This is a genomic window from Micromonospora pisi (assembly GCF_003633685.1).
Lineage (GTDB): Bacteria > Actinomycetota > Actinomycetes > Mycobacteriales > Micromonosporaceae > Micromonospora_G > Micromonospora_G pisi.
The window spans coordinates 1417907-1443245 of sequence record NZ_RBKT01000001.1 but is presented as its reverse complement, the minus strand read 5'-3'; the positions used below and the strand labels follow the sequence as shown (position 1 = coordinate 1443245).

Here is a 25339-nt window from a genome sequence, read left to right as displayed (position 1 = left end):
TCGCGGACGGCCCGGTAGCGGCTGGTGCGGCTCGTCTCATCGGTGCCACATGCCCACCCGTACGGGAACACCGGGTGAGGCATGGAGCAGGGGGTGCCCGTCGGGTGGGGGGAGGCCGGCCGAGCTGAGCAGGTTCTGGTCCAGACGTAGTAGTTCGGCGTGGTGCAGAGGCCACTCGGGGTGTTCCGCCTCGGCGGCGACGAGCCGGCCGAGGATGACGCTGAACAGGCGGTAGCGAGCGGTGAGGAAATGCGCCCGGTCGTCGAGTTCCGTTCCGGTCAGCGGGGGGCCGAGCCGTACCTCGGCGTCGCAGTGCGGCCCGCTCGGGGTGGGCCAGCGGCGTGTGCACCGGTAGTCGACGCGTTCGCCGGTTCGCCGTACCGTCATGTCGGACCAGAAGTAGGGCAGCGAGTAGCCCGCGCGGGCGGCCAGGACGGCGGGCAGACGGGCGGCGTCCAGGGACAGGAACCAGATTCCGGCGCGGTTTCGCTGGTCCCGGACGTACGTCCGGACGTTGGTCTCGGGAAATCGGGACAGCCAGGGTACGGCCGGGACGCCCGGCGCTCGAACGCCTTCCATGAGGAACGGGGTCAGTCCGATCCAGGCGGACCCGTCGAAGGTATCCACCGTCAGTCCCGGCGGAAGCATGGACTGGACCAGCGCGGGCGGGTAACGCCAGTGCATGAAGGTGATCCAGTTCCACTGATGGCGCATCACCGGCCGGGCCACCCGTGGCGGTGGCGGAGCGCGCATCGTCTCCTCCGTGCTGGTCGGTGACTGTGGTGCCCGGTCGTGGCCGGCCGCGCCGCCGTACGCGCTCAGTCCCTGCCGTCGTTCGATTCCCGCCAGCCACGCACAGTGTCACGCAGCCGGTCGAACACCGCCATCGGGGGACCCGCGGCGAGGTTGGCCATCCTGGACTCACCGCTGTGGGGATGGGGACGGGTGGGGGCGGCGGCCTCGGCGGCGCGCACCGCTCCGGCCATGCGCCGCAGTTGCTCCGCCGACAGGCTCTGTCGCAGGGCCGGGAACTCCTCCGACTCCTCTCGACTCGCGTGTTCGACGACCGCTTCCGCGAATGCGGCGAGGCTGCTGTCGAAGGAGGGATGGTCGACCCCGAGTTCGTACAGTTCGGCCAGCTTGCGTTTGGCCTGGTCCTCCTCTTCCGTCCGGGCGTCCACCACCCGCTTGCCGTGCTCGATCTTTCGCCGGGCGGTCGGATGTACGACGATCTCCTCGGCGCTTTCGTGCACCGCCAGCAGCCGGACCAGATCTTCGAAGAGTTCTCGCTTCTGCGCGCCCTGGGCGCTGCTGACCTGGCTGAACAGGGTCTTGATCTGGATGTGCTGGTCGAGCAGCAGATCTATCACGTCCTGCTTCTGCGCGGTTGCCAATCGGACCACCTCCTTCCCTCGGTGCCAGATTACCGGTGATAAGGGAGTAATACGGCAAAGCGGAAGGACCGGCGCCCAGCGCCCCGGCAGGGCCGCCAGTCGTAACGTGTCGGCGGAACCCGGGGCTGCGGTCAGCCGTTCGGTCGATCGTGGTTCGGTCACACCTCCGCGAGGTGGTTGTCGCGCCGTAGGACGGTGCGCGCCGCGCTGATCAGGGCGGCGAGGGCCGGGTGCTCCCGGTGGTGGGGAACCCAGGCCAGAGCGGCGCTGGACATGGGCAGGTCGGTGACGTCGACGTACGCGATGCCGGGGCGCGGGTAGAGACGGCCGGCCGCGGCGGGGAGAAAGGTGATGGCCTGGCCTCGGGCGACGGCCAGCAGCATCGCCTCCAGGTCGGCGACCTGCGGGCCGAAGCGGACCTTGCTGCCGTCGGGTCGGGGATTGACCGTCCAGTGGTCCCACCACTCGCGGACCTGGGCCGGCAGGTCGACCACCACGTGGTCGGCGAGCTGGGCCAGGGTGAGCGGTGCCTGCTCCACCAGCGGGTCGTTCGCGGGCAGGCAGGCGACGCGGGGCTCCGTCGCGAGGTGCAGACCCCGGAGTACGGGCGGCAGTGGCGGGCGAAGGAACGCGGCGTCGATCTCGCCTCGGATCAGGGCCTCGACCTGGTCGGCGAGGTCGACGGCGCGGATCTCGACGGTGACTCCGGGATGCTGGGCGGAGAGTTCGGCGAGGATGGCGACCGTGTAGGGCATGGCCGCCTCGCCACCGATGGCCCCGATCCGCACGTGACCCCGCGCCTCCCGGGCGAAGGAGGCAGCCACCTCCTGGAGGCGGGTCATGGCGGCCAGGAGTTCGCGTGCCTCGGGCACCAGGGCCTGACCGGCCGGGGTGAGTTCGACCCGCCGGGAGGAGCGCCGCAACAGGTCGACGCCGAGTCGGTCCTCCAGAGCCCGAATCTGCTGGCTGAGGGTGGGCTGGGTGAGGAACAGGCGCCGGGCCGCGCGGCCGAAGTGCAACTCCTCGGCCAGCACCAGGAACAGTCGTAGCTGGTGGCTGCTGGGCTCGCGGAGCGGGGGACGGACCCGAGGGGACCGCGGGTCACCAGCACCAGCGCGCGTCATAGAGAACACCCTATTGATCTGCCGCAAAAGGCACTCGCCCATCCCCGCAGGACGGGAGGTGTCCGGGGCATCATGCAGAGGCGGGCGGGTGGTTGCCCGCACGGCCGTGTTCGAGTCGCGGCCAGGTCTTGGGGAACGAGGGGCCCTGCGCGACGGGGTGTCGGCCGACGGGGGCGCCGACAGCCTGTCGTGCAGGGAGTGGTCTCCTTCTACGGTCTGTCCCTCTGCCGCCCTCATCGTGCAGTCGACCCTCCCGACTTCGCAGAACGGGCCAGTACTCGCCGTACGCCGCGAACCGGACGGCCCGCCCGTCCGATCACGTGGCGGACATGTCTACAGGCTTTCTCCGTACCCGAGGCCCGGCTGCGCGAGATGTCTCCGGTGCGAGGTTTTTCGGCTTGATCAACTGGGTCCGGGGCGTGGTCGGCGGAATGTTGGCGGGGGTGGGGTCGTTATACATCGCGTACGACTGGAGCAGCGCCGAGGCAGTGTTCTCTCCCCGCCTCATGAGGGCCTGTGGCCTCGTACTTCTTCCCGAGTGACGCACCTGTTTCCCCCCTTTACTTGTGTGCGCCTCGGTACCCCCGATTGGAAGGTGAACCATCGTGAAGACGACTTTCACCGCTGTTACTGAAGCTTCGTTCGTTCGTAAGACCGCTCTTGGTATCGCTGGCCTTGCCTTCGTTGGTGGCGCCGTCGCCGGCCCCGCGAGCCACGCGTTCGCGGCCCCGGTGGAGCACACCGCCCCGGCGATGACCACCGTCGCGCAGGTGACCAGTGACAAGCCGGCCATGGACAAGCTGGTGCCGCACGGCACCCAGGGTGCCCAGTCGGAGATCAGCCTCTCCAAGGAGCAGACCGACAACGCCAAGGCCATCACTGACACGGCCAAGAAGCTCGGCATGGGTGAGCGAGGTGCGGTGATCGCGGTCGCCACCTCGATGCAGGAGTCGAAGTTGGAGAACCTGGGCCATCTGGGTGACATGAACGACCACGACTCCCTGGGTCTGTTCCAGCAGCGCCCGTCGTCGGGTTGGGGTACCCCGGAGCAGATCACGGACCCGACGTACGCGGCGACGGCGTTCCTGAGCAACCTGAAGCAGGTTGATGGTTGGCAGGATCTGCCGCTGACGGTGGCGGCGCAGAAGGTTCAGGTGTCGGCGTTCCCGGACGCGTACGCGCAGTGGGAGAACCAGGCCGCCCACATCGTCCAGGACGTCTGGACCAAGTAACCAGTACGAATAGCGGAAACGGAAGCCGGGCCCCTCACGGGGGCCCGGCTTTTCGCGTACCCGAAAGTCGGATCCGTCGGACCTGGCTCAGGTCCGGGCCAACGGGTGTGCCTGCGGACCGGCCGAGACCAGTGCGCGTCGTGTCGGCGACGTCAGGTCGACCAGAGCCAGGGCCCAAGGTCCCGTCACCGCCGGTCGGGCTTCACAGCTGTCGTGCCGGATGACTAGGATACTGATAACGGTTTTCATTATGCCTTGCCCGGGGTGGCGTCACCTGCCGTCGGCCTCGGGCGGCTAGCGGACGAAAGAGGGATGAGATTGCCCAGGTTCCGGACGGGTCGTCGCATCGGCGCCACGGTCCGATCACGACGGTGCGCGGGCCGGCGTGGTGCGTTGCTGGCCGGGGCGGTCGTCGTCGCGGGCCTGCTGCCGGGGTGTGCGGCCCCGATCGCGTTCACCTCGACCAGTGACCGGATCCAGGTTGTCACCACGACCGGGATCCTGGCGGACCTGGTTCGCAACGTGGGTGGTGATCGGGTGCTGGTCGACTCGATCGTGCCGGACAACGCCGATTCGCACGCGTACGAGCCGACGCTGCGGGACGTGCGCAACATCGTGTACGCGGACGTCGCCTTCAGCAACTACCTGCTGTTGGAGGCGCAGTCCGTGGTCAAGACGTTGGATGCCAACCTCCGACACGGTGTTCCGAACATCGCCCTCGCCGAGGGCGCGACCAGGTACGCCGCGGAGATCATCCCGATGGTCGAGGACGCCTCGCTGGACACCATCTGGCTCGGCCTGCGGGTACGCGGAACCGGGCAGCGGTTCGGGGCGACCCGGTCCTCGGACGTCCTGTTGTCGGCAACGGACGTGACGGGGCCGGGCAAGCTGGTGGGTTACCTCACGGGGTCGTTCGGCGCCCCCGACCGGTACTTCGACTCGACCGACGGGTTCGACCCCGGCAACGGCTACCGGGACGACACCGCGGTCCTGCCGCCGGACGCCCATACGCACATGAGCTGGGCGTTCACCGAACCGGGCGTGTACCACCTCACGGTCAAGGCCCAGCTCAGAGTCACTCCACAGGCCAGACCGGTCGAGCTTGGGCAGCAGCGGTTCGCCTTCGCCGTCGGCGTCGACCCGCACTCGGTGCCGGGGCTCGCCGATCCGTCCGTCCTCGCGCGTGGGCACGCCGACATCGCGGTGGACGTCGATGCCGAGCGGCTCTACCTGTACGCCGACCCGCACGGCGGCGGTGAGGTCGACCAGCAGGTGTACGACCCCGCCACCACCGTGATCGAGGTGCCGAACAAGGCCCTGCTGGAGGTACCGGCCGGGCGTGGCTACCGGTTCCTGGGCCGCGCCGGTGACCGGGTGTTCCAACTGCCGCAGGCCGTCCTCGGGAAACACGTGCACGGGGAGATCGATCCACACCTGTGGCAGGACGTCGGCAACGCCCAGTCCTACGTGGAACTGATCCGTGACACCCTCATCGAGGCCGACCCACAGGGCGCGGTGGAGTACCGGCGGAACACCGACGCATATCTGGCCGAGCTCAGCGCACTCGACACGTACGTGGCGTCGACGATCGGCGCGATCCCGCCGGCCAACCGCTATCTGGTGACCACGCATGACGCGTTCGCCTACCTGTCCCAGGCGTACGGCATCCCGGTGGCCGGGTTTGTGACACCGAACCCGGCCACCGAGCCGAGCCTCGCCGACCGGGTCAGGTTGACCGAGACGATCAGGAATCTGCGGGTGAAGGCCGTGTTCCTCGAACCGAGTCTGAAGGCGCGCTCCGCCACGTTGGTCGAGGTCGCCAACGAGCAGGGGGTGGCGATCTGCCCCATCTACGGCGACGCCTTCGGCCCGACCGTCGACACCTACCTGAAGATGATGCGCTTCAACGCCGACTCACTCGCCGAGTGCCTCAACCGATGAACCGAGTGCCTCAACCGACAGACCGAGTGTCTCAACCGACAGGCCGAGTGCCTCAACCGACGAACACGAGAAGGACCGAGATGACACGAGGCACCACCCCCGCCCGTCGTGGGTACCCGTCGCGGGTGGCCGGCGCCGCCGCCGCGATCCTGGCAGCGATCCTGCTGGCACCTCCGCCGCCCCTCTCGGCCGCACCCACCCCGGCTCCGGACGGTCGCCAGGAACAGACGGTGGACCCGAACCAGCGCGAGGACACCGGTCGGGTGGTGCTGGAGGGCGGGCACGTCGACATCGGCCCGCATTACCGAGGCGGGACCTGGACGGTACGGGTGCACGACGACACCGTCGTACCGTCGGTCTGGCGGCAGCCGTCGGACGTGGTGATCCGGGTACGGGACAGCGCCGTACTGCCGATCCCGGACGACGAGGCGTACGCGTTCCTCGGCCAGCGCCCCGGCACACCGGTGTACGTCATACCGCAGACGCAGAACCGGGACGTGGTGTGGGTGGGCTGGAACACCCAGGACCCCAGGGTGATGGAGGCGATCCAGCGTGGTGTGACCATGAAGCTGACCGGCGTCCAGGGGCCCGGCAGCCTGGTCGTCTATCTCCAGTCTGGCAACCTCGGTGCTCCGCAGGTGCTGTGGGACTCCACGAAGACGCTCCCGCAGGACCTGTGGGTGGACACGAACACCCACACGCACGCGAACTGGGTCTTCGCCACGCCCGGCGTCTACCTCGTGGCTCTCGAGATCTCCGCCGACCTGGCCGACGGCAGGTCGGTGAGGAGCACCGGAGTGCTCCGATTCGCGATCGGGGACGCCACCGGCACCGACGCGGCGTTCGCCGCGGCCTTCCCGATGGCTGGCGCCCCGTCCCCGGCGGCCGGTACCGCCGCCCCGTCTCCGGCCCCGAGTGCGGGAGCCGGACCACCGGCCGAAGAGGGCGGTCTGCCTCCTGCCACCGTCGCCACAGTGGTGACCATCGTCGTCGGGCTGGTGCTCGTCGGCGTGGTGATCGGGGTGCTGGTACGGGGTGGTCGCGCCAAGCGACGGGCCGAGGCGGAACGCGCCGCCGGCCGAACCGGGCCCGTCGCCGGCCAGGACACCGCGACGGCGTGGCCGGAGGATGACCGGTGAGCGGGTTGCTCGTGGTCGAGGGGCTGAGCGTGGAACTCGGTGGGCGACTCGCCCTGAGCGAGGTCGACCTGACGATCGACATCGGGGAACTGGTGGGGTTGGTCGGTCCGAACGGGGCCGGGAAGACCACCCTGCTGCGCTCCGTACTCGGCCTGGTCAGGGCCAAGGCTGGTCGGGTCACGGTCGCGGGCGGGCCGGCGAAGGCGGGTACGGCGACCGTCGGCTACGTGCCGCAGCGCCACGAGTTCACCTGGGACTTTCCCATCTCGGTGGAGGACGCGGTGATGACCGGTCGGACCGGTCGGATCGGGCTGCTGCGCCGACCCCGGGTGCCGGACTGGCACGCGGTGGGGGAGGCGCTGGACCGGGTACGCCTGACCGACCTGCGCCGCCGTCCGGTCGGGGAACTCTCCGGCGGCCAGCGGCAGCGCGTACTCGTGGCGCGAGCGCTCGCCGTCGCGCCGCGGATCCTCCTGCTGGACGAGCCCTTCACCGGCCTGGACATGCCCACACAGGAACTGCTCGGCGAGTTGTTCGCCGCGCTGGCGAAGGAGAGTGCGGTTCTGATGGCCACACATGACCTGGCGGCGGCGGTGTACGGCTGCGACCGGCTGGCCCTGCTGAACCAGACGATGATCGCCACCGGTACCCCGGACCAGCTCAAGGACCCTCAGGTGTGGATGGAGACATTCCAGGTGAGCGAGCGCAGTCATGTGCTGCGGGCGTTGGGCCTGCCCGCCACCCCGGCCGCGACCGTGGGGGCGTGACATGCCACCGGTCGACTTCTTCGCCGATCTGCTCAACCCCGATCTGGCCTTCCTGCCCAAGGCGCTGTTCATCGCGGTGATGTCGGCGATCGTGTGTGGGGTGATCGGCTGCCATGTGGTCCTGCGCGGGATGGCGTTCATCGGCGACGCGGTCGCGCACGCGGTCTTCCCCGGCCTCGCGGTCGCGTTTGTCATCTCGGGCAACCTCGTGCTCGGCGGCACCATCGCCGGCGTGCTCACCGCCCTGCTGATCGCGGTGTTCTCGCAGAACCGGAGGCTGAAGGAGGACTCCGTCATCGGTGTCTTCTTCGTGGCCGCGTTCGCGCTCGGCGTCGTGGTCATCTCGCGGGCACCGGGCTACGCCGGCTCGCTGCAACAGTTCCTCTTCGGCTCCATCACCGGCATTCCGGACCGGGACATCCTTGTCGTGGGTCTGACCGGGGTGACCCTGCTCCTGGTCGCGTTCCTGCTGCACAAGGAGTTCGTCGCGGTCACCCTCGACCGGGAGATGGCGCGCGCGCTCGGCCTCCGGACGTTCTGGCTGGACATCGTGCTCTATGTGATGGTCACCCTGGCGGTGGTCATCTCGGTCCAGACGATCGGCAACGTGCTGGTCCTGGCCCTGCTGGTCACCCCGGCCTCGGCGGCCCGGCTGCTGACCGACCGACTGGGCGTCATGATGCTCCTGGCACCCGTCATCGGTGGCCTGTCGGCCCTGCTCGGTCTGTATGTCTCCTGGTCGTGGGATCTGCCCGTGGGAGGCACCATCGTGCTCGCCCTCACCGCCGTCTTCCTGGTGGCCTGGCTGTTCGCTCCCCGGCACGGCCTGCTCGCCAGGTACGTCCGCTAGTCGCTGCGCGACGGAACGACGGCGCGACGGTGAACGACGCCGGGGCAGGTACGCGAGTTCGCGTACCTGCCCCGGCGTCGTTTGTCGCGAAGGGTTGGAACCTCAGCCGTCGGTGGTGGCTCCGTCCGCCGCCACCGTCCGGCGCCGACGAATCCTGGTCGCCAGGAGCATCGAGGTGCCGGCCAGGAGCAGGCCCGCGCCGAGGGAGATCGGCTTGACCAGGGAGGTCCCGGTGGTGGGGAGTTGGCCGCCCGAGCCGCCGCAGTCGGTCCCGGTGGTCTTCGTCAGCAGCGTGGTCGGGTCGGTGTCGCCGACCGCGACCGTCATCACCTGCGTGTCGGTCGAGGTCGTGCCCGACGCCAGCTTCGCCGAGTGGGTGAAGGTGAGCCGGTAGACGCCCTGCTTCGTGAAGGCCCAGTTGCCGTGCGCGTGCGTACCCAGGGCGATGTCGTAGCTGTCCGGGAGCCCGTCCGCGCTGTTGAAGACGACGGCCGGCTTGCCGAACGCGTCAAGCTGGTAGACGGCGATCGCTCCCGGGCCGCTCACCCCGCTGAGTTTCCAGGTCACCGGTCCGGAGACCTGCGACGCCTTCAGTTCCTCGGTGTTCCAACCGGCCCAGAGAAGGTTCTGGTTCTGGGTCTGCGGGATCTGCCACACGGTCGAGGAGGCGGCGCCGAGGAAGTCGAACTGCCCTCCGGGCGGGACGGTGACCGCCGCGGCCGGTTTGAGCTGGAACACCACCTGTGCGGGGCTGCGCCAGGTGGTGCCGTTGGTGGTCGTACCGTCCTTGACCTGCGAGACGAGGCGACCGTTGACGACGCGGACGGCGTAGTCCACGTGTCCCTGGTTCAGCACGACCCCGGTTGTCCGGGTGGTCGGCACGCAGGCCGGGGTGGTCGGCGCGGCGGTGGTCGGCCGGACCGTCGCGGTGGCGGTCGCGGTTGGCGTGCGGGAGGCGGTACGCGTGGGGCCGGGAGACGCGGTCGCGGTGCGCGTGGGTGTGCGCGTGGGTGTGGGTGTGCTGGTCGGGGTCGACGTGGGTGAGCCGGTCGGGGGCGGAGTGCCCTGGCCGGGCGTGACCTGGTGGGTCGCTGGCGCAGATGTCGAGGGCTGGTAGTCGTTGCCGTACCGGGGTGAGAAGCGGGCGGTGATCGAGTGTCCGCCGACCGACAAAGTCGTGGTGGCGAGCGACGCGGTGCCGTCGGCGCCGACCTCGCCGTAACCGAGCGACGTGTCACCGTCGAGGAACTCGACCCAGCCGTCGGCTTCGGGCGGTTCGACGGTGCCGGTCAGTGTCACCGGCGAGCCCTCCGACGACGACGGCTGGTCGGCCGTGACCACGGTCGTGGTCTGCGCGCCGACGACGTCCTGCGCCGAGGTGCCGCCGACGAACCAGGTGTAGTCGACCGGTCCCGAGCTCAGTGTGGCGCCACCGGCGATGGTGCCGGTGACCTCGAAGGTGAGGGTGTAACGCCCCAACGCGGTGAAGACCCAGTTGGCGTGTACGTGTGAGAACACCGGTTGGCGCAGTGAGGTGTACGCCGGGTCGGCAGAGCTGAAGTTGCGGATGGGTATGCCGATCGGGTCGGTCTGGAACACCTCCACCCGCCCCGGTCCGCGTACCGCCCGCAGGTGGAGGTCCACCGCATCGTCGGTGAACAGTCCGCCGGGCAGGCTCTCGGTGTCCCAGCCCGGCCAGAGCAGTCCGTCGAGTTGGGTCATCGGGGCCAGCCACAGCGGCGTACCGGCGGTTCCGAGGAACGCGTACTCGGGGAGGTCCGGTACGGCCGCCGCCGAGAGCTCGTTGTCGAAGAGCTGGAAGATGACCTCGCTCGGGTCGGCGGCCACGTGGTTCGGCGCGTTGCCGATCCGCGTCTTGAGGCGCAGGTTCCCGTCCACGTACTGCACGTCGACGGCGTCGGTGTGCACGTTGTTGATCACGGTTCGTTCGGTGCTCTGCGGCGGTGCCGCCCTGACCCCGGTGGCGGACAGTGCCGACGAGGCGAGCGCTGTCGCCGCTGTCACCAGGGCGGTTGCCGCGGCGAGTCGGATTCTCGCCATGCCTGACATTCCTTGGTTCTCCTATGTTCGTGACGCCGTCAACCGTGCGGGCCGACTCCCGGTGGAATCGGCCCGCACGGTTGGTGTGGTCGCGGAGGTGCCGGATCAGCCGGCTTGGAAGGTGTACGTGACCGCGCCGGAGGTGGCCCCGGCGCCGTTGAGCGCGGTTGCCCTGAAGGTCAGGGTGTAGGTGCCCGCGGTGGAGAAGGCCCAGTTGCCGTGGGCGTGCGTACCGCTGGCGATGCCGCCCGGCCACACGGAGACCGGGCAGCCGGTGGCCGGGTTGGTGTTGAGCTTGAAGCTGGGCGTCGCCGGGAATCCGGCGGTGGTGTAGAGCGCGAAACGGGATCCGGGCGGCCCGGACCAGCCGGTCAGTTCCAGCTTGACCGGCCCCTGCGCGGCCGGCACGTCGGTGGTGTTCCAGCCCGCGTAGAGCCGGTCCGAAACGAGGGTCTGGGGGGCCACGTACATGGAGGTTCCGGCCGGGCCGAGGCACTGCCACGCGGTCCCGCTGGGAATCGTGGCCGTGGCGGCGGGTACCACCCGCAGCACCGTGCCGGCCGGCGACAGGTCGTCGTTGTCCGGCTCGTACGTCCTGAGGTCGAGGGTGAGGGTGTTGTTCGCCGCGTTGTAGTCCACATCGAACACGTCGAGGTGCCCGGTTTCGATGGTGGCCGCCATTGCCGGCGAGGCGGTGAAGATGGTCGCCGCCACGGTCAGTACCGAGGTGAGGCCGAGCAGTCGGGTCTTGAGTGTCACGAGAATCCTCCGGGGGTCAGAGGCGCGAACCGGTCGGTCCGAGCGGTCTCAGGAAAGGACGGCGAACTTGATCCAGGCCGGGGCCGAGGTGACCCTGGTGCCGTCCGCGGCGAGCTGGGCGGTCGCGTCGACCTTGATCAGGTAGACGCCGGCCTTCTCGAACGCCCAGTTCGCGTGCAGGTGGGCACCGGCCGGCAGGGTGACCGCGTCCGGGAGTCCGTCCTCGCTGTCGACGAGGACGGTCGGCGCGCCGACCGGGTCGGTGGTGAAGAGGCTCAGCCCGTCCGGGCCGAGCACCTGCTTGAACCGGATCTGGATGCTGTCGCCGACGAAAACGCCGGGCTCGACCTCCTCGGCGGAAAGGCCGGGCCAGAGCAGGGCGGTGTCCTGCGTCTCGGGAAGCACCCAGACCTCGGCGCCGGGGGCGCCGAGGAACGCGTACGTCGGGTCGTCGGGCACGGTGGTCTTCGCCTCATGCCTGGCGACCAGGAGTACGTCGGCCGGGTCGCGCTCGACGTCCGGTTCGACCGTCTCGTCGTGGATCGTGATGCCCCACTCGCCCTCTTCGTAGGCCACGTCGATGGCGTCGACGTGGCCTTGCGAGATCACCGTGATGGCGCTGGCCTGCGCCGGGGCGGAAAAGGCCAGGATGCCTGCGGTGAACGCGGCCATAGCGGCGACGAGCCCTGTGGTTCTCCCACGCATGCGGTTCTCCTTCATGGACAGAGACGCTTCTCGCGTCTCGACGCAAACGATAATGATTTTCATTTGCTTGTCAAGGAACATGGTGAGCGGTGGATGGCTACGGTGGGGTGCGGACAGGGCGGGCCCCGCTGTGCTAGCCATTGACCGCGCGCCCGACCGCCTCCTCAAGACGAAGTATGTCGATTTTCTACCGTTTGATTATGGTGTGACACATACCGGTGGGTAGCTACGAACGTAGTCATTTCAGCGCTACTTCCGATTTACCTGGTGCACCGCTTCGGGTGGCTAGCGTTTGCCGCGCATGACGTTGATCAAATCCGTCGGGCGCCGCGTACCTGCAGGTCCGCGGGCTGAAGCCGGGGCGGGTGCGCGTGAAAATGGGGACCAGATGGAACTAGACCGCAGACAGTTCATCGCCGTCGGTGGCGCGGTTGTCGCCGCCGCCGGACTTCTGCCCGGCTCCGCGGCCTGGGCGGACAGCGGCGAGGAGCGTAAGCCCGGCGGACACGACGAGCCGAAGGGCGTGTGGCTGGCGGGTGACACCCATGTCCACGACGACCACTCGTCGGACGGCAGCGCCCCACGGCAACTGTCGGACCAGCGTGATCCGGGAAACCTGCCGGTCAGCGACCAGATCGGTTACGCGGAGTCGGTCGGCCTGGCCTTCATGCCGCTCACCGACCACCGCACCTTCGACCAGCACTGGGACCCGCTCTGGACGTCGAACCGGCTGCTCCTGCTCACCGGCGAGGAGGCGAACGGGTCGCCGCACGCCGTCGTGCTCGGCGCGGTCGACACGGTGGTGGACGGCGCCAACCCGCCCGGGTCCGCGCCGTTCCGTCACGTGCAGCAGTCGATCTGGGACGCGCACGCCCAGGACGCGGTCTGGTCGGTCGCCCACCCGGACGACGGTGAGTACACCACCGCCGCCGGTCCGAACGAGAACGCCAGCGTGCAGGGGGTCGACACGGTCGAGGTCTGGAACGCCAGCAGCGACCCCGAGACCGAGATCGAGTACGCCGAGAACCGCTGGAACCACGGATTCCGCTTCGGTGCGGTAGCGGCGAGCGACAGCCACTTCAAGGAGCTGCGGCCGGCCAGCGCCCCCGGTCGGCCGACCACCTGGGTCTTCGCCGCCGAACGCTCGGTCCGCGCCATCCTCGACGCGCTCAAGGCCGGTCGGACGACGGTGTCGCTGAGCCCGGACGGTCCGTTCGTCACCCTCGAGGCCGACGTCGACGGCGATGGTCGGTTCGAGGCCATCGGCGGCGACGAGGTCATCGTCAACGACCGTCAGCTCTCGAAGCGGGCCGCGCTGCGAGTCCGGGCCAGGTCCGCCGTCGGTCTGCGGGTGCTCGTCTACGCCGCGCCGGGCCGCTCGGCGGGTCCGGTCGCGACCTTCGTGCCGACCAGGGACGACCAGACGTACCTGCTGCCGCTCACCCTGTCCGGGGACCACACCTGGTACCGGGTGGAGGTGCGCGGTCCGGGTGAACTCTCCGGTCGGGACGCCGACCCGAACCTCCCCGACCAGCTGCGCGGCGCCACGTCGCCGGTGTTCGTGTCGGTGAAGCGGGCCGCTGAGCCGGCGCCCGAGATCGCGCTGCCGCGTCCCGCCGACGCCGACGACCGGGCCAGCCTGGTCCTCGGTGAGCAGGCCGGGTTCGCCGGGTTCGCCGACGTCGCGGTGGCGGGGCGGGTCCGGCACGTGGTCGCCCAGGTGCACGAGGACCACCGTACGTCGGTGGTGTACCGCAGGTTGGACGGGCACGGCGACAAGCACGCGGACAAGGGCCTGGTGCTCTCCGATGCCTCCGGTACCGCCCGGGCCCCCCGGGTCGCCGCCTCCGGCGACGACGTCTGGGTGGTGTGGCAGGACGCGCGCGGCCAGGAACAGCCCCACCGGCCGGAGATCTACCTGCGGCACAGCCGCAACGGTGGCAAGAGCTTCGACTCCGCGGTGAAGCTCAGCAACGGGCAGGGGCGTGCCGAGCAGCCCGCCATCGCCCTGCTCGACGACCAGCACCCGGTGGTGGCCTGGGCGCAGAACGCCGGCGGCGCGTTCGACGTCTACGTCCAGGTGGTCGGTGTCGACCGGACTCCGGTCAACATCTCCGCCGCCGGCAAGGTCATCGTTGCCGGTACGCCGGACGACGCCCGCTCGCCCATCCACCCGGCCTCGCTCTTCCCCTCGGTCGCGGTGACCAGGCACCGGGGCATCGTCGTGACCTGGCAGGACAACCGGTTCGATCCGGACGCGGGCTGGACCGGTCACACCCCGCCCGCCGGTCAGCCCGCCGGTGGTGGCACCAATCCGGACAACTGGGAGATCCTGGCGGCGGTTCGGGCCAACCCGTCGGCCGCCTGGGGCACGCCGGTACGGGTCAGCGCGAACGACAACGCGGCCGACCGGCACCCGAGCATCGCCGTCGACCGGGACGGCGTCCTCGTCGTCATCTGGGAGACCAAGGCGCTCTCCGCCTCCGGGGCGAATCTCTCGCTGCGGGCGAGCCGTTCGACGGACGGTACGACGTGGTCGGTTGCCGAGACGGTCGGCCTCGACCCCAACGCCATGAGTCAGCGCCCCCGGCTGGGCGTCGACGCCGACGGCTCGGTCCGGGCGGTCTGGTACGACTCCCGCTCCACCGACTGGCGCTGGAAGATCTTCACGGCCCGTCGGGAAGCGTCCGGCTGGACGCCGGCGGTCCAGCTGAGTACGCGCGGCAACGGCACCTGGCCGGCGATCGACAACGGAACCGTCGTCTTCACCAGTGACCGGGCGGCCCAACGCACCCAGCGCGACCACACCCAGGAGATCTACCTGATCGGATAGAAGGAAGGGCCCCTTGTTATCGCTTTCGGTATAGGAAGGGCCCCCTGTTAACGGGCACATCGCTGGTGGGGCGCTCCGGGCGGCGGAGCGCCCCACCAGCGTCGGTCGGTGCCCGACGCTGGGCGAACGTGAAACTGGATCAACCCGGCGGAAACCGGTCGGTGGGTCGGCGTACCGTGATCGGCTGGCGCGCAGATCAGTCGGCTGGCGCGCAGATCAGGAAGAAAGGACCCGTCGTGGTAGACGGTCGGATCGGGCAGCAGGACCACCCCGGTAACGCGCTCCCGGAGGCTCGGGCCGCCGGGGCACGCGTACCACTGCCGCCTCTGTCCGTACTGGAGTTGGCGACGGTGGAAGAGGGACGCGGCGCGGGTGAGAGCCTGACCGCGGTGGTCTCGATGGCGCGACGGGCAGCCGAGCTCGGGTTCCGCCGGGTGTGGGTCGCCGAACACCATCGGTACCGGTCCGTCGGCAGCGTGGCGCCGCCCGTACTCGCCGCCCACCTCGCCGCCACGACTGCCGGTATCCGGGTCGGGTCGGGTGGGGTGCTGCTGCCGCACCATGCGCCGCTGACGGTCGCGGAGCAGTTCACGACACTGGCCGCCCTGCATCCGGGCCGGATCGACCTCGGTGTGGCCCGTGGTCCGGGCACGAGCGACCCCGACACCATCCGTGCCCTGCGGCGCGGCGCCGACCCGGCCACGGAAGCCGAGTACCGCGCGGACCTGGTCGAACTGCTCGACCACCTGGCCGAGGTGACCGGTGGGCGGGTGCTGCCGGGCGCCGCGGACGTACCCACACCCTGGCTGCTCGCGTCGAGTGTGGCGGGCGCCGAACTCGCCGCCGAGCTGGGCCTGCCGATCGCCTTCGCGCACCACATCCGGCCCGGCAACGCCGTCGAAGCCCTCGCCCGCTATCGCGACCGGTTCCGCCCGTCCCGGTGGCGGGACAGCCCGTACGTCCTGGTCAGCGTGGAGACCATCTGCGCCGCGAGCGACGCCGAAGCCGTCGCGCTCGGCCGGCCGGCGAAACTCGCCATGGCGGGGGCTCTCCAGGGCCGGGGCGGCGAAGCGATGCTGCTGCCACCGGCGCTCGCCGAGGCGGAGACGCTTCTGGCGGAGCTGGAGGAGCGGCTCGGGCAGATGTCGGCCACCCAGGCGCACGGCTCCCCGGAGACGGTCTACCGCCGCCTGGCCGCCGTGGCCGCCCAGACCGGCGCGGACGAGCTGATGCTCTCCACCCCCGTCTACCACCCGCAGACCCGGGTACGTTCCCTCGAACTGGTCGCCGCGACCGCCGCCGGCTGAGCACAGGACGCCGTGGGCGGCGCCGGTCCGCCGAGCCGCCCACGACCGGCACCCGGTCCGGGTCTTTCACCGCGTACGCCGGCCGGAGGTCACCGGAGCGCGGCGGTGATCAGCGCGATGAGGCAGACCAGCGCGACCGCCGTGAGCACCCCACGCACCTCGAGCGCGGCGCTGGGCGGAGGATCGCCCTTCTCCGTCAGGTCGTCGGCGGAAGGGGACGGGCTCACCGGTGAGGTCATCGCTCGATGGTCGACCAGGCCGGCCATGATGGCAATACTCCTTCACGCATTATTGACGCGCCCGCTCAAGGCCCGGATCGCATCCGCGATCCCCGATCCGCGACGGTCTCCGCTGTCGTGTCAAGACGGCGTAGTGAACGGACGGCTCGGCGTATCGGTTCCGTGAGAAGCCCTCGGCAAGCGGCCACGACAGCGGTGACATGGACGTTCTGCGAGAGGAAGTGGAATGGATGTCACCGCTGCCGCCGGTCGGGTTGTCGTCGGCGTCGACGCGTCGATCGGGGGCCTGCAGGCGCTGCGTTTCGCGGTGACCCAGGCCCGGGTGTCGCACCGTCCGTTGCGGGCGGTGCGGGCGTGGTCGGGGCCGACCACCTGGCGTGATCCGGCCCGGATGGTCGAGAGGTGGCGGGACGAGCTTGCCCGGGGAGCGCATCGGTACGTGATGTCGGCGTTCGTCACCGCGCTCGGGTCGGTCCCGGACGATGTTGTCGTCGATGTGGCCGTCCCCGAGGGGGACCCCGGGCCTTCGTTGCTCGGATACGCCGCGTCAGAGGCGGACCTGCTCGTCGTCGGCGGGAGGTCGGCGCGGTTCGGCCGGAGCACCGGTCCGGTCACGCGTTACTGTCTGGCCCGGGCCAGGGTCCCGATCGTCGTGGTGCCCGCGCCCGGATGGGTCCGCGCGGCGACGATCCGGCGCGTCGCCCACGAGATCGAACGTGACCTCGAACGCCTGTCCCGGCGTCCCCTTGCCTGACGGCACGCGACGCGACGTCTACTGTCCTCGGGGCGCGGCACGCATCGCCGCGCGGCGATGCGTTGTCTACCCGAACGGACCTGACGGGACACCCTCGACAAGCCGGGCGAGCTTCGCCAGCGCCATCCGCGTACCGGTCTCGTTGTCGGCGGCGGCGACACCGTCCGGGAGCCCCTCGTGTACGACGAGGACGTTGGTGCCACCGTCGGAATCGGTGAGCGTGGTCGTCATCGTCATCGTGCCGAGCAGCGCGGGATCGGTGGTCTCGAACTCCATCACCTCGACCACCCGCTCATCGGGTACGAGTCGGAGAAAGTGCCCGTGGTAGGTGTCGGTGTGCGGGGCCGACTTGCCGGTTCCGTCCGGACTGTCGTAGGTGAGCGACACGCGGAACCTGCCGCCTTCGCGGGCCTCGAACTCGTGCACCTGGCTGCTCATGCCGTCGGGAACCCGCCATCGTGCGATCGCGTCCGGGTCGAGCAGCGCCCGGTAGACGACCGAACGCGGCGCTGCGATCTGCTGGCTCACCTGCGTCGAAGACATGCGGCTCAACCTTCCTCCGGGGCGTACCCGGCCTGTGTGGCGACGGCTTCGGCCCGGTGCCGGTACTCCTGCGCCTCGGCGGGCCGGTCGAGGGCCGCGGCGAGCCCACTGAGGTAGTGGGCGACCGGGCCGAGGGTGAGCAGGCCGCTGCCGGCACCCGCGAGTTCCCCGGCGGCGGGTCGCAGCCGCGCGTAGACGTCCGCCATCACCGCCCGGTCCCGTAGCCCGACGGCGGTGAGCGCGGTCAGGCAGGTGCGCGCCTCGTAGAGCAGGTCGTGCGGCGATTCGGGGACGGCGCGTAGCGCGACCAGCGCCCCGTCCCGGTCGCCGGCCGTGAGCAGGCCGAGCGGACGGACCCAGTCCCGGTACGGACCCCAGTCGGCGTCCGGGTCCACCACCGGCGGTCGCCCGTCCCGCAGCCGCAGGGCGAGCAGCGCCAGCGGCAGGATGCCCCGCTCCATGCCCCACATGCCGGTCGCCCCGAGCCGGGTCGAGGCGTCCCGGTACGCGGACTCGGCCCGCGCCGTACGTCCCGCCGCGGCGAGCCGTAGCGCCGCGTACCAGTCGGTGAAGACCCCGACCAGCGGGATCTCGTGGCGTTCGGCGAGCCGGTCGGCGGCGGTGGCGTGTTTGTCGGCGGTGTCGAAGTCGGCCAGTGCCGAGTGCGCCTGGAGCAGCACGAGGTGGCCGAGGACCTCGAAGGTGACCAGGTCGTGTGCGGCGGCGAGGGCGACCAGTTCGGAGCCGATCGCAGCGCGCTCCGGTGCGCGCCCGGCCTGGTCGAAGCTGTGCATGAACCGTGCGTTCAGGGCGAAGCCGAGCAGGGCCGGGTCGCCGAGGGCGCGGGCGATCGACTCCGCCTCGCGGGCCGCCTCGGCTCCCCGGTCGGAGCGGGTGCCGCGCAGTTCCATGGCGAGCGCGCTCAGCAGCCGGGCCCGCTCCGGGGTCGGCTGGTCCGGGAGCGCGCCGAGGGTGCGTTCGGCGACCGTGACGACCTGGTCCGCCAGCGCCGGGTCGTCGTTGGTCGTCCAGATCCCGGGTACGTCGAACGCCCCGATCACCCGGGCGGTCAGTTCGGGGTCGCCGTACTCCCACGCGGTGGCGATCACGTCGGCCCGGTGCCGCCGGGCGGCTTCCAGTCCACCGGTCACCGCGAGCGCCCGTACCAGCCCCATCACGAGTTCCAGCCGGGTCCGTACGTCGGTCGGGTCCGCGTTCTCGTACGCGTCCAGGGCCGCCTGCCAGAGTCGGGCGGCGGTGTGCGGGGCGAACCCGCGCTCGGCGCGCCGTGCCGCGGCGACGGCGTAGTGGGCGGCCCGCGCCGAGGTCGCCCGGGTCCGCGCGCTCAGGAAGTGGTGGGCGAGGGCTTCGACGTCGTCGGGGCGCAGCCGTTCCAGGGTCTCGGCGACGCCGGTGTGCCAGCGGGCCCGCCGCGCATGCGACACCTCCTCGTAGAGGGTGTCGCGGACCAGCGCGTGCGCGAACCGGGTCCGGTCCGGCCCGGACTCGACCAGGAACCCCAACAGCAGCGCGGAGTCCATGGTGTCGAGCACCAGGTCCTCGTCGCCGGCCAGGGGGACCAGCAGGTCCAGGTCGACGTCGCGGCCGATGACGGCGGCCTGTCGCAGGACCGTACGGGCGGCTTCGGGCAGGGCGTCGAGCCGGTGCCGGATGACGTCCCGTACCCCGGCGGGTACGCCGGACAACGCGGCCTCACCGTCGGCGTCGAAGAGCCGGGCCAGCTCGCGTACGAAGAAGGGGTTTCCGCCGCTGCGTTCGTGGATGATCCGCGCGGTCCGCTCGGGCACCTCCCGGCGGATGGTCGCGCGCACGAGTTCGCCGACCGCTGTCACGGGCAGCCCACCGAGGTAGATCCGGGCCGGCTCGGTACGGGCGGCGCGGGCGAGCAGTTCGGTCAGCCCGACGGTGATCCCGGTGGTACGGAACGTCGCCACGACCAGGATCGGCCGGTTCACGGGTTCGTCGACGAGCCCGGTGAGCAGGGCGAGTGTCTCCTCACCGGCCAGGTGCAGGTCGTCGAGGACCAGCAGCAGCGGCCCCTGCCCGGCGACGTCCTCCAGATAGGACACGACCGCGCGGTGCATCCGGAACCGGGCCGACGCCTGGTCCGTCGAGCCGTCCACCGGGACGCTGGTCGGCGGCGCCGGTGGGTGGCCCGCGTCCGCGAGGCCGGTGAGCAGCTGGGTCCACGGCCAGGCGGCCGGGGCTCCTTCGTGTTCGGGGTTGCGGCCCCACGCGGTGGTCCAGCCCCGGGCGGTCAGCGTCGCGGTCAGCGCCTGGGCGAGGGTGCTCTTGCCAGCCCCGGCGTCGCCCGAGACGAGTGCCAGCCCGAGGCGACGGGAGGACAGCACGGTTGCCGCGGCCGAGTCCAGCCGGGCGAGTTCCGGATCTCGGCCGACCATCCGTGCGTCGCCTGTCGGCGGGACCGGGTCGGCCCGTACGACCGGTGTGTGCGGCACCGCGGCGTCGAGCCGGGGCGACTGGGTGAGGATGTCCGCCTCCAGCTGCCGCAGGTCGGGACCGGGATCGAGGCCCAGTTCGGCGACCAGGGCGTGCCGTGCCGTACGCAGCGCGTCGAGCGCCTCGCCCTGTCGGCCGGCGCGGTACAGCGCGAGCGCGAGCAGCCGCCACGCCTGCTCCCGCCACGGATGTTCCGCCACCTGGGCGCGGAGGTCGGCGGCGACCAGTTCGGCCCGGCCGAGTGCGAGTGCCGCCTCCGCCCGCCGCTCCACCGCCAGCAGTCGCAGCTCGTGCAGGCGGGTGGCCTCGGCGCGGGCCCAGTGTTCGTCGGCGAACTCCGAGTACGCCGGGCCCCGCCACCCGGCGAGCGCGTTGTCCAGGCTGCTCAGCGCCGTCGCTGCCGCCCCGGCGGCGAGCAGTTCGGCGGAGTCGGTGAGCGCGGACTCGAAACGCCAGGCGTCCACCGCGTCGGGTGCGGCCCGCAGCGCGTAGCCGGGTGTCTCGGTGACCAGGAGCCGGGCCGGGGTCCTCGGTGGCCGGTCCGGCTCGATGGCCTGGCGCAGCGCGGCGACGAAGGTCTGGATCGCACCGACCGCCCCCTCGGGTGGGTCGTCCCAGAGGTCGGCGGCGAGCAGCCGGACCGGGACCACCCTGCGCCGGGCGATCAGCAGGCGGGCCAGCACCGCCCGGTGTCGTGGCCCCCGGAGTCCGACCGGCCCGTGCCCGGTTTCGGCCACCAACGGCCCGAGCACACCGAACGTCACCACGGGACCCGATCACCTCCCGGAAAACCCTAACCCGCCGGGCGGTGATCGCCCTGGTGGCGCGGGCTCTGGTGAGCGCGGGCTGATCGGTTGCTGATTCGTGGCGGGCACGCTTCCCGGCAGCCGCGCGAGCGGGGTTCCGCACCGACCGAGAAGGGCTTCACCGTGACACCGAGGATCACCGGATTTGACTACCGTCGGGTACCCGTCGCCGATCAGGTGGCGTTGAACGTGGCGGTCGCCGGCTCCGGCCGGCCGATCGTGCTGCTGCACGGCTTCCCGCAGACCCACCTGATGTGGCGCCACGTCGCCGCCGACCTGGCGGCCGACCACACCGTGATCGTGCCGGACCTGCGCGGTTACGGCGACAGCGACAAGCCGGCCGACCTGGACGGGCAGGCGTACGCCAAGCGGACCATGGCCGCCGACGTGGTGGCGCTCGCACGCTCACTCGGGCACGACCGGTTCGCACTGGCCGGGCACGACCGGGGCGCGCTGGTCGCCATCCGGGCCGGTCTCGACCACCCGGGGACCGTCACCCACCTGGCGTCGCTGGACGTGCTCCCGACCCTGGACATGTGGGAGGTGATGCGGGGCGCCTCGGCCGCCGTCGGATTCCACCTCTACCTGATGGCGCAGCCGCCTGGCCTGCCCGAGCGGATGATCGCCGACAGTGCCGACGCGTTCTTCGGCCACTTCCTGGACATCTGGAGCCGGAACCCGGACGCCATCCCGGCCGACGTACGCGCGGCGTACCTGGCGGCGTCCCGGGCGGCGGTCACCTCGATCGTCGCGGACTACCGCGCGTCGGCGTACGTCGACGTGGAGCACGACACCGTGGACCGCGCGGCCGGGAACCGGCTGCGGATGCCGGTCACCGTGCTGCAACAGGACTGGGGTGCCGCGCTCGGGTTCGACGCGGCGGCACTGTGGCGGCGGTGGGCGGGCGACCTGGAGCACCGTACGGTTTCCTGCGGTCACTTCATGGCCGAGGAGGCCCCGGCCGACGTGGTCAAGGCCCTGCGTGACCTGCTGACCCGGTAGGGCGCGATCGTGTGACCGGCGTCTCCGGAGCAGACTGGCCGGGTGATCGTGGAGCGGGTGGCGGGGGAGGCTGGATGAGCCCTCGCCACCCCGGCTCCAGCAGCCTGCGCCAGGCCGGTTTCGGACTCCGGTTCATCGCCCCGGTGCTGATCGGGCCGGTGCTCAATCCGATCAACACCACCATGATCGCGGTCGCGCTGGTGCCGATCGCCCGCGACTTCGGCATCGCGTCCTCGACGGTGATCTGGCTGGTCGCCGGCCTCTACCTGGCCAGCGCCATCGCGCAGCCGACGATGGGAAAGCTCGCCGACCTGCTCGGACCGAAGCGGATCTACCTGGTCGGCCTGGTTCTCGTCCTGATCGGTGGAGTGCTGCCGGTGCTGGACCGCACCTTCGCCGGTGTCGTGGCCGCCCGGGTCCTGATCGGCGTCGGCACCTCCGCCGCGTACCCCTCGGCCCTGACCCTGATCCGGGACCGCGCGGCCCGGCTCGACGCGGCGACGCCACCGGCCCTGCTCTCCGCGATCTCGATCGCGAGCCTGACCACCGGCGCGGTCGGCCCGGCCCTCGCTGGCGTGCTCATCGAGGCGCTGGACTGGCGGGCGATCTTCCTGGTCAACGTGCCGCTGGCGATCCTCGCCATGGTCATGAGCGTGTTCTGGCTGCCGTCGGACCGGATCCGACCGGCGGTGTCGCGGGACGCACCGCTCCTGGTCTCGATCGACCCGGTCGGCATCCTGCTGTTCGCCGGCACCATCGCCGCCCTGCTCGTCTTCCTGCTCGACCCGGGATCGGGGCACTGGGGGCTGCTCGCGGCCGCGATCCTGCTCGCGGGCCTGCTCGCCTACTGGGAGCTGCGCCGCCCGAAGCCCTTCCTCGACCTGCGCATGCTGGGCCGCAACGCCGCGTTGAGCCGTACCTACGCCCGGCTGTTCCTGGTCTACTTCTCCGCCTACTCGATGACGTACGGCTTCAGCCAGTGGCTCCAGGGCGCGGCCGGGTTCAGCAGTGACACCGCCGGATTCCTGCAACTGCCCACCGCGCTCCTCGCCGGTGTCGCCTCGCTGGTGATCGCCCGCGCCACCGCGCTGCGCCGGCCGCTCGTCCTCGCCGGGCTGCTGCCCTGCCTCGGCGGGTTGCTCCTCGTCACCCTCACCTCGGGCGCGCCGGTCTGGCTGCTGCTCGGCATCGCCGCGCTCTTCGGTGTACCGCAGGGGCTCGCCTCGGTGGCGAACCAGGCCGCGCTCTACCGTCAGGCACCGGCCGACCAACTCGGGGTCGCGTCGGGGCTCTCCCGTACCTCGATCTACCTCGGGGCGATCGTCTCTTCCGGTGTCATCGGGCTCACCTTCGGCGACCGCCCGACCGACGGCGGTATTCACACCATCGGTTGGCTGATCATCGCCGCCACCGGCGTCGCCGCGCTGCTCGCCCTCGTCGACCGCACCCTCGGCGATCCTCGGGAACAGGCGACCGACGACGTGCCGGCGGGTGCCGGCCTGTCCCGCTGACCGGCGACGGGTCCGGCGCTACTCGACCGGCTGGCCGGCGATGACGGCACGGCCGGTGGTCGTCACTCCCGACACCGCCCAGGTGTTGTCGCGGGTGACCTGCCCCTGCCCGGTCCGGATCGGCCCGTACGTGTGGTGCAGGCCGAAGGTGTTGCCGGCGAGCACGACCTCGGTGGGGACGGGCCCGTCCGGGGGGACGGTGTCGAGAGTGTAGTTGCCGCCGTCGAAGTAGCAGTTCACCACCTGGACCCGGTCGATCTGTTCCGGGGCGCCGGACGGGTAGGTGAGGATGAGCCCGCCGGACGCGCGAGAGTTGACCGAGGCCTGGGCGGTGGTGGGATCCTCGCCGGTCGCCAGGCTGAAACTGTTGATCGAGCAGCGGTCGAGCAGCACCCCACCGGCGCCGCCGTCGATCTGGAAGCAGTCGGAGTGGCTGCCCGGGGTTCGTTGCACGTCGCCGAAGAAGCAGCGGGTGAAGGTGTGCGCGAACCCGCTCGCCGGTGCGGTGCCGGGCTTGAGGTAGACGTTGTCCGTACCGCCGAGGAAGAGGCTGTCGGCCGCGTCGGTCTGGCCGTTGCCCCAGGAGACCAGCCCCTTGGTGTTCGGCGACCGGGTGATGACGCGGCAGTTGTGCAGGGTCAGCTTCCGGCCCAGGTTCCGCTGGTGCTTGATGGTGTACGCGGCGTTGCCCTGGCCGAGGTCGCCGACGATCTGGCAGTTGCGCAACGTCACGTTGTGGCGTACGTCGAGGAAGCCGGTGATGTCGAGGTTCTCGAACACCTGGTCGTCCTGGGTGGTGACGATCGGGCCGGAGGGCTGTAGTGGCCCGGTCGGGCCGATGTTGCTCCGGGTGAGCTGCTGCCCGTGCGTCATGCCGACGTCGTAGGTGAGGGTGACCGGTGCGGAGAGCACGCCGGAGGTTCGGTTCCGCAGCCATACGGTGACGGTGGCCATCACGCGACGCTGGTCAGGACGAAGGTGGAGCCCGTACGGGCGATCTGGGTCCAGGTCCGGGGGCCGGAGTCGGTGGCGACGGAATGCAACTCGTCCAGGATCGTGGTCACCAGGATCGGTGCTGCGGTGGCGCCGGAGGTCCGGCTCCGTATCGAGAGGCTGATCTCGATCGTCTCTTCGTCGGGGTCCGTCCCCACCACTGTGAGGATCATGGTTTCGCCCGGGGCGAAGGTGCTCTTGTTCAGAGTCGCGCTGGTGATGGTCGGAGCAGCCATGGTCGTTCCCTTCGACAGTCAGTTCGGGTCGAGTCGATTGGCCGTGCATCCAGCCAACGCCTGCGAGGGATGTGGCCGGAAGTCCTCTGTACAGATCGCGACGCTCCGGTGTCCGTTTTGTGCCCGACTTAACCACCGTGAGCTGCTCAAACGTCTCGTTGGTTGGGCGTTTTCGTGAGGGTCGTCGGCCCGTGAATCAGCGCTATAGTTAGTCGTATAGCGCATGAGGGTCATCGAGGTGATCCGTCGACGAAGAGGAGGCAGTGCCATGTCCGTACCAGTGCCCAGTGCCGTCACCAGGTATTTCGCGGCCACCGAGAACGGCGACCGGGACGCGCTGGTGGCGAGCTTCGCCGATGATGCCGTCGTAATCGACGAAGGCCGAACCCACCGAGGTCGGGCCGAGATCCGGCAGTGGCGGGACGAGGTCGCCACGGCGTACGAATACACCGTCGAGGTCCTGGGCGCGAAGCCGGACGGGCCGGACGGCTACCTCGTCACCACCCGCCTCGAAGGCAACTTCCCGGGCAACGTCGTCGACCTGAGGTTCCGGTTCCGGCTCCGTGACGACCTGATCGCGTACCTGGAGATCGCCCCCTGACGGCACCGGCCCGGGAACTGTCTTCGGGGTGACCGGACCGGCAGCGGGAGGGGGAGCCGCC

22 protein-coding genes are annotated in these 25339 nt (G+C 70.7%); 11 read left to right on the top strand and 11 right to left on the bottom strand.

Features of this window, described 5'->3' with window-relative positions; translation table 11 throughout:
• Positions 1–36: 36 nt before the first annotated feature.
• The 3 genes from BDK92_RS05485 to BDK92_RS05475 all read right to left on the bottom strand — a co-directional run bounded on the left by BDK92_RS05485 (position 37) and on the right by BDK92_RS05475 (position 2518).
• Entirely contained in the window at positions 37–753 is a 717-nt protein-coding gene (locus tag BDK92_RS05485) for a YqjF family protein (protein ID WP_121155201.1), read from the bottom strand.
• 65 nt (positions 754–818) lie between these two features.
• The gene (locus tag BDK92_RS05480) at positions 819–1394 is read right to left on the bottom strand and encodes a hemerythrin domain-containing protein (protein ID WP_121161673.1); all 576 of its coding nucleotides are present in this window, start codon (positions 1392–1394) and stop codon (positions 819–821) included.
• Positions 1395–1552: 158 nt separating this feature from the next.
• The gene (locus BDK92_RS05475; protein ID WP_121155199.1) at positions 1553–2518 is read right to left on the bottom strand and encodes a LysR family transcriptional regulator; all 966 of its coding nucleotides are present in this window, start codon (positions 2516–2518) and stop codon (positions 1553–1555) included.
• Positions 2519–3123: 605 nt separating this feature from the next.
• Between BDK92_RS05475 and BDK92_RS05465 the strand changes: the two genes are divergently transcribed.
• The 5 genes from BDK92_RS05465 to BDK92_RS05445 all read left to right on the top strand — a co-directional run bounded on the left by BDK92_RS05465 (position 3124) and on the right by BDK92_RS05445 (position 8447).
• The gene (locus tag BDK92_RS05465) at positions 3124–3750 is read left to right on the top strand and encodes a hypothetical protein (protein ID WP_121155195.1); all 627 of its coding nucleotides are present in this window, start codon (positions 3124–3126) and stop codon (positions 3748–3750) included.
• A gap of 312 nt (positions 3751–4062) precedes the next feature.
• The gene (locus BDK92_RS05460) at positions 4063–5691 is read left to right on the top strand and encodes an anchored repeat ABC transporter, substrate-binding protein (protein WP_121155193.1); all 1629 of its coding nucleotides are present in this window, start codon (positions 4063–4065) and stop codon (positions 5689–5691) included.
• Between the two features lie 80 nt (positions 5692–5771).
• Positions 5772–6830, top strand: coding sequence for a TIGR03773 family transporter-associated surface protein (locus BDK92_RS05455; RefSeq protein ID WP_121155191.1), 1059 nt, complete (start codon positions 5772–5774; stop codon positions 6828–6830).
• A 29-nt stretch (positions 6831–6859) separates the two neighbouring features.
• A complete protein-coding gene (locus BDK92_RS05450) occupies positions 6860–7597 on the top strand; it encodes an anchored repeat-type ABC transporter ATP-binding subunit (protein WP_121161671.1) in 738 nt (245 codons plus the stop codon).
• Position 7598: 1 nt separating this feature from the next.
• Complete coding sequence (locus BDK92_RS05445; RefSeq protein WP_121155189.1) at positions 7599–8447, top strand: anchored repeat-type ABC transporter permease subunit; 849 nt, start codon at positions 7599–7601, stop codon at positions 8445–8447.
• A 102-nt stretch (positions 8448–8549) separates the two neighbouring features.
• On the opposite strand, the gene BDK92_RS05440 is transcribed toward BDK92_RS05445, so the two are convergent.
• The 3 genes from BDK92_RS05440 to BDK92_RS05430 form a co-directional block, all read right to left on the bottom strand.
• On the bottom strand, positions 8550–10508 hold the full coding sequence (locus tag BDK92_RS05440) for a TIGR03773 family transporter-associated surface protein (protein WP_170208505.1): 1959 nt from the start codon (positions 10506–10508) through the stop codon (positions 8550–8552).
• 105 nt (positions 10509–10613) lie between these two features.
• A complete protein-coding gene (locus BDK92_RS05435; RefSeq protein ID WP_121155184.1) occupies positions 10614–11267 on the bottom strand; it encodes a choice-of-anchor M domain-containing protein in 654 nt (217 codons plus the stop codon).
• A 48-nt stretch (positions 11268–11315) separates the two neighbouring features.
• Positions 11316–11972 (bottom strand): choice-of-anchor M domain-containing protein, encoded by a 657-nt coding sequence (locus tag BDK92_RS05430; RefSeq protein ID WP_121161669.1) that lies wholly within the window; start codon positions 11970–11972, stop codon positions 11316–11318.
• 388 nt (positions 11973–12360) lie between these two features.
• On the opposite strand from BDK92_RS05430, the gene BDK92_RS05425 reads away from it, so the two are divergent.
• Together BDK92_RS05425 and BDK92_RS05420 are read left to right on the top strand one after the other, a co-directional pair.
• Positions 12361–14805: a CehA/McbA family metallohydrolase gene (locus tag BDK92_RS05425; protein WP_121155182.1), complete on the top strand. Its 2445-nt coding sequence runs from the start codon at positions 12361–12363 to the stop codon at positions 14803–14805.
• A 236-nt stretch (positions 14806–15041) separates the two neighbouring features.
• On the top strand, positions 15042–16112 hold the full coding sequence (locus BDK92_RS05420) for an MsnO8 family LLM class oxidoreductase (protein WP_246016840.1): 1071 nt from the start codon (positions 15042–15044) through the stop codon (positions 16110–16112).
• An 89-nt stretch (positions 16113–16201) separates the two neighbouring features.
• Here BDK92_RS05420 and BDK92_RS38825 read toward each other — a convergent pair whose 3' ends face one another.
• Positions 16202–16351, bottom strand: a complete 150-nt coding sequence (locus BDK92_RS38825) for a hypothetical protein (protein WP_170208504.1) — start codon at positions 16349–16351, stop codon at positions 16202–16204.
• Between the two features lie 226 nt (positions 16352–16577).
• Here BDK92_RS38825 and BDK92_RS05415 point away from each other — a divergent pair, with 226 nt between their 5' ends.
• A complete protein-coding gene (locus BDK92_RS05415; RefSeq protein ID WP_121155179.1) occupies positions 16578–17105 on the top strand; it encodes a universal stress protein in 528 nt (175 codons plus the stop codon).
• A 66-nt stretch (positions 17106–17171) separates the two neighbouring features.
• Here BDK92_RS05415 and BDK92_RS05410 read toward each other — a convergent pair whose 3' ends face one another.
• Both BDK92_RS05410 and BDK92_RS05405 read right to left on the bottom strand, forming a co-directional pair.
• Positions 17172–17648 carry an SRPBCC domain-containing protein gene (locus tag BDK92_RS05410; protein ID WP_121155176.1) on the bottom strand — a complete coding sequence of 159 codons (477 nt, stop codon included), beginning with the start codon at positions 17646–17648 and terminating at the stop codon, positions 17172–17174.
• A 5-nt stretch (positions 17649–17653) separates the two neighbouring features.
• Positions 17654–20896, bottom strand: coding sequence for an ATP-binding protein (locus BDK92_RS05405; protein WP_211349093.1), 3243 nt, complete (start codon positions 20894–20896; stop codon positions 17654–17656).
• 162 nt (positions 20897–21058) lie between these two features.
• Between BDK92_RS05405 and BDK92_RS05400 the strand changes: the two genes are divergently transcribed.
• Together BDK92_RS05400 and BDK92_RS05395 are read left to right on the top strand one after the other, a co-directional pair.
• A complete protein-coding gene (locus BDK92_RS05400; protein ID WP_121161663.1) occupies positions 21059–21937 on the top strand; it encodes an alpha/beta fold hydrolase in 879 nt (292 codons plus the stop codon).
• Between the two features lie 74 nt (positions 21938–22011).
• The gene (locus BDK92_RS05395; protein ID WP_121155174.1) at positions 22012–23448 is read left to right on the top strand and encodes an MFS transporter; all 1437 of its coding nucleotides are present in this window, start codon (positions 22012–22014) and stop codon (positions 23446–23448) included.
• 18 nt (positions 23449–23466) lie between these two features.
• Here the strand turns inward: BDK92_RS05395 and BDK92_RS05390 are convergent, their stop codons facing one another.
• A complete protein-coding gene (locus tag BDK92_RS05390) occupies positions 23467–24402 on the bottom strand; it encodes a hypothetical protein (protein WP_121155172.1) in 936 nt (311 codons plus the stop codon).
• Positions 24402–24677 carry a hypothetical protein gene (locus BDK92_RS05385; RefSeq protein ID WP_121155170.1) on the bottom strand — a complete coding sequence of 92 codons (276 nt, stop codon included), beginning with the start codon at positions 24675–24677 and terminating at the stop codon, positions 24402–24404. Before BDK92_RS05385 ends, BDK92_RS05390 begins: the two co-directional genes overlap by 1 nt.
• Before the next feature lie 268 nt (positions 24678–24945).
• On the opposite strand from BDK92_RS05385, the gene BDK92_RS05380 reads away from it, so the two are divergent.
• On the top strand, positions 24946–25278 hold the full coding sequence (locus BDK92_RS05380) for a nuclear transport factor 2 family protein (protein ID WP_121155168.1): 333 nt from the start codon (positions 24946–24948) through the stop codon (positions 25276–25278).
• The last annotated feature ends 61 nt before the right edge of the window (positions 25279–25339 follow it).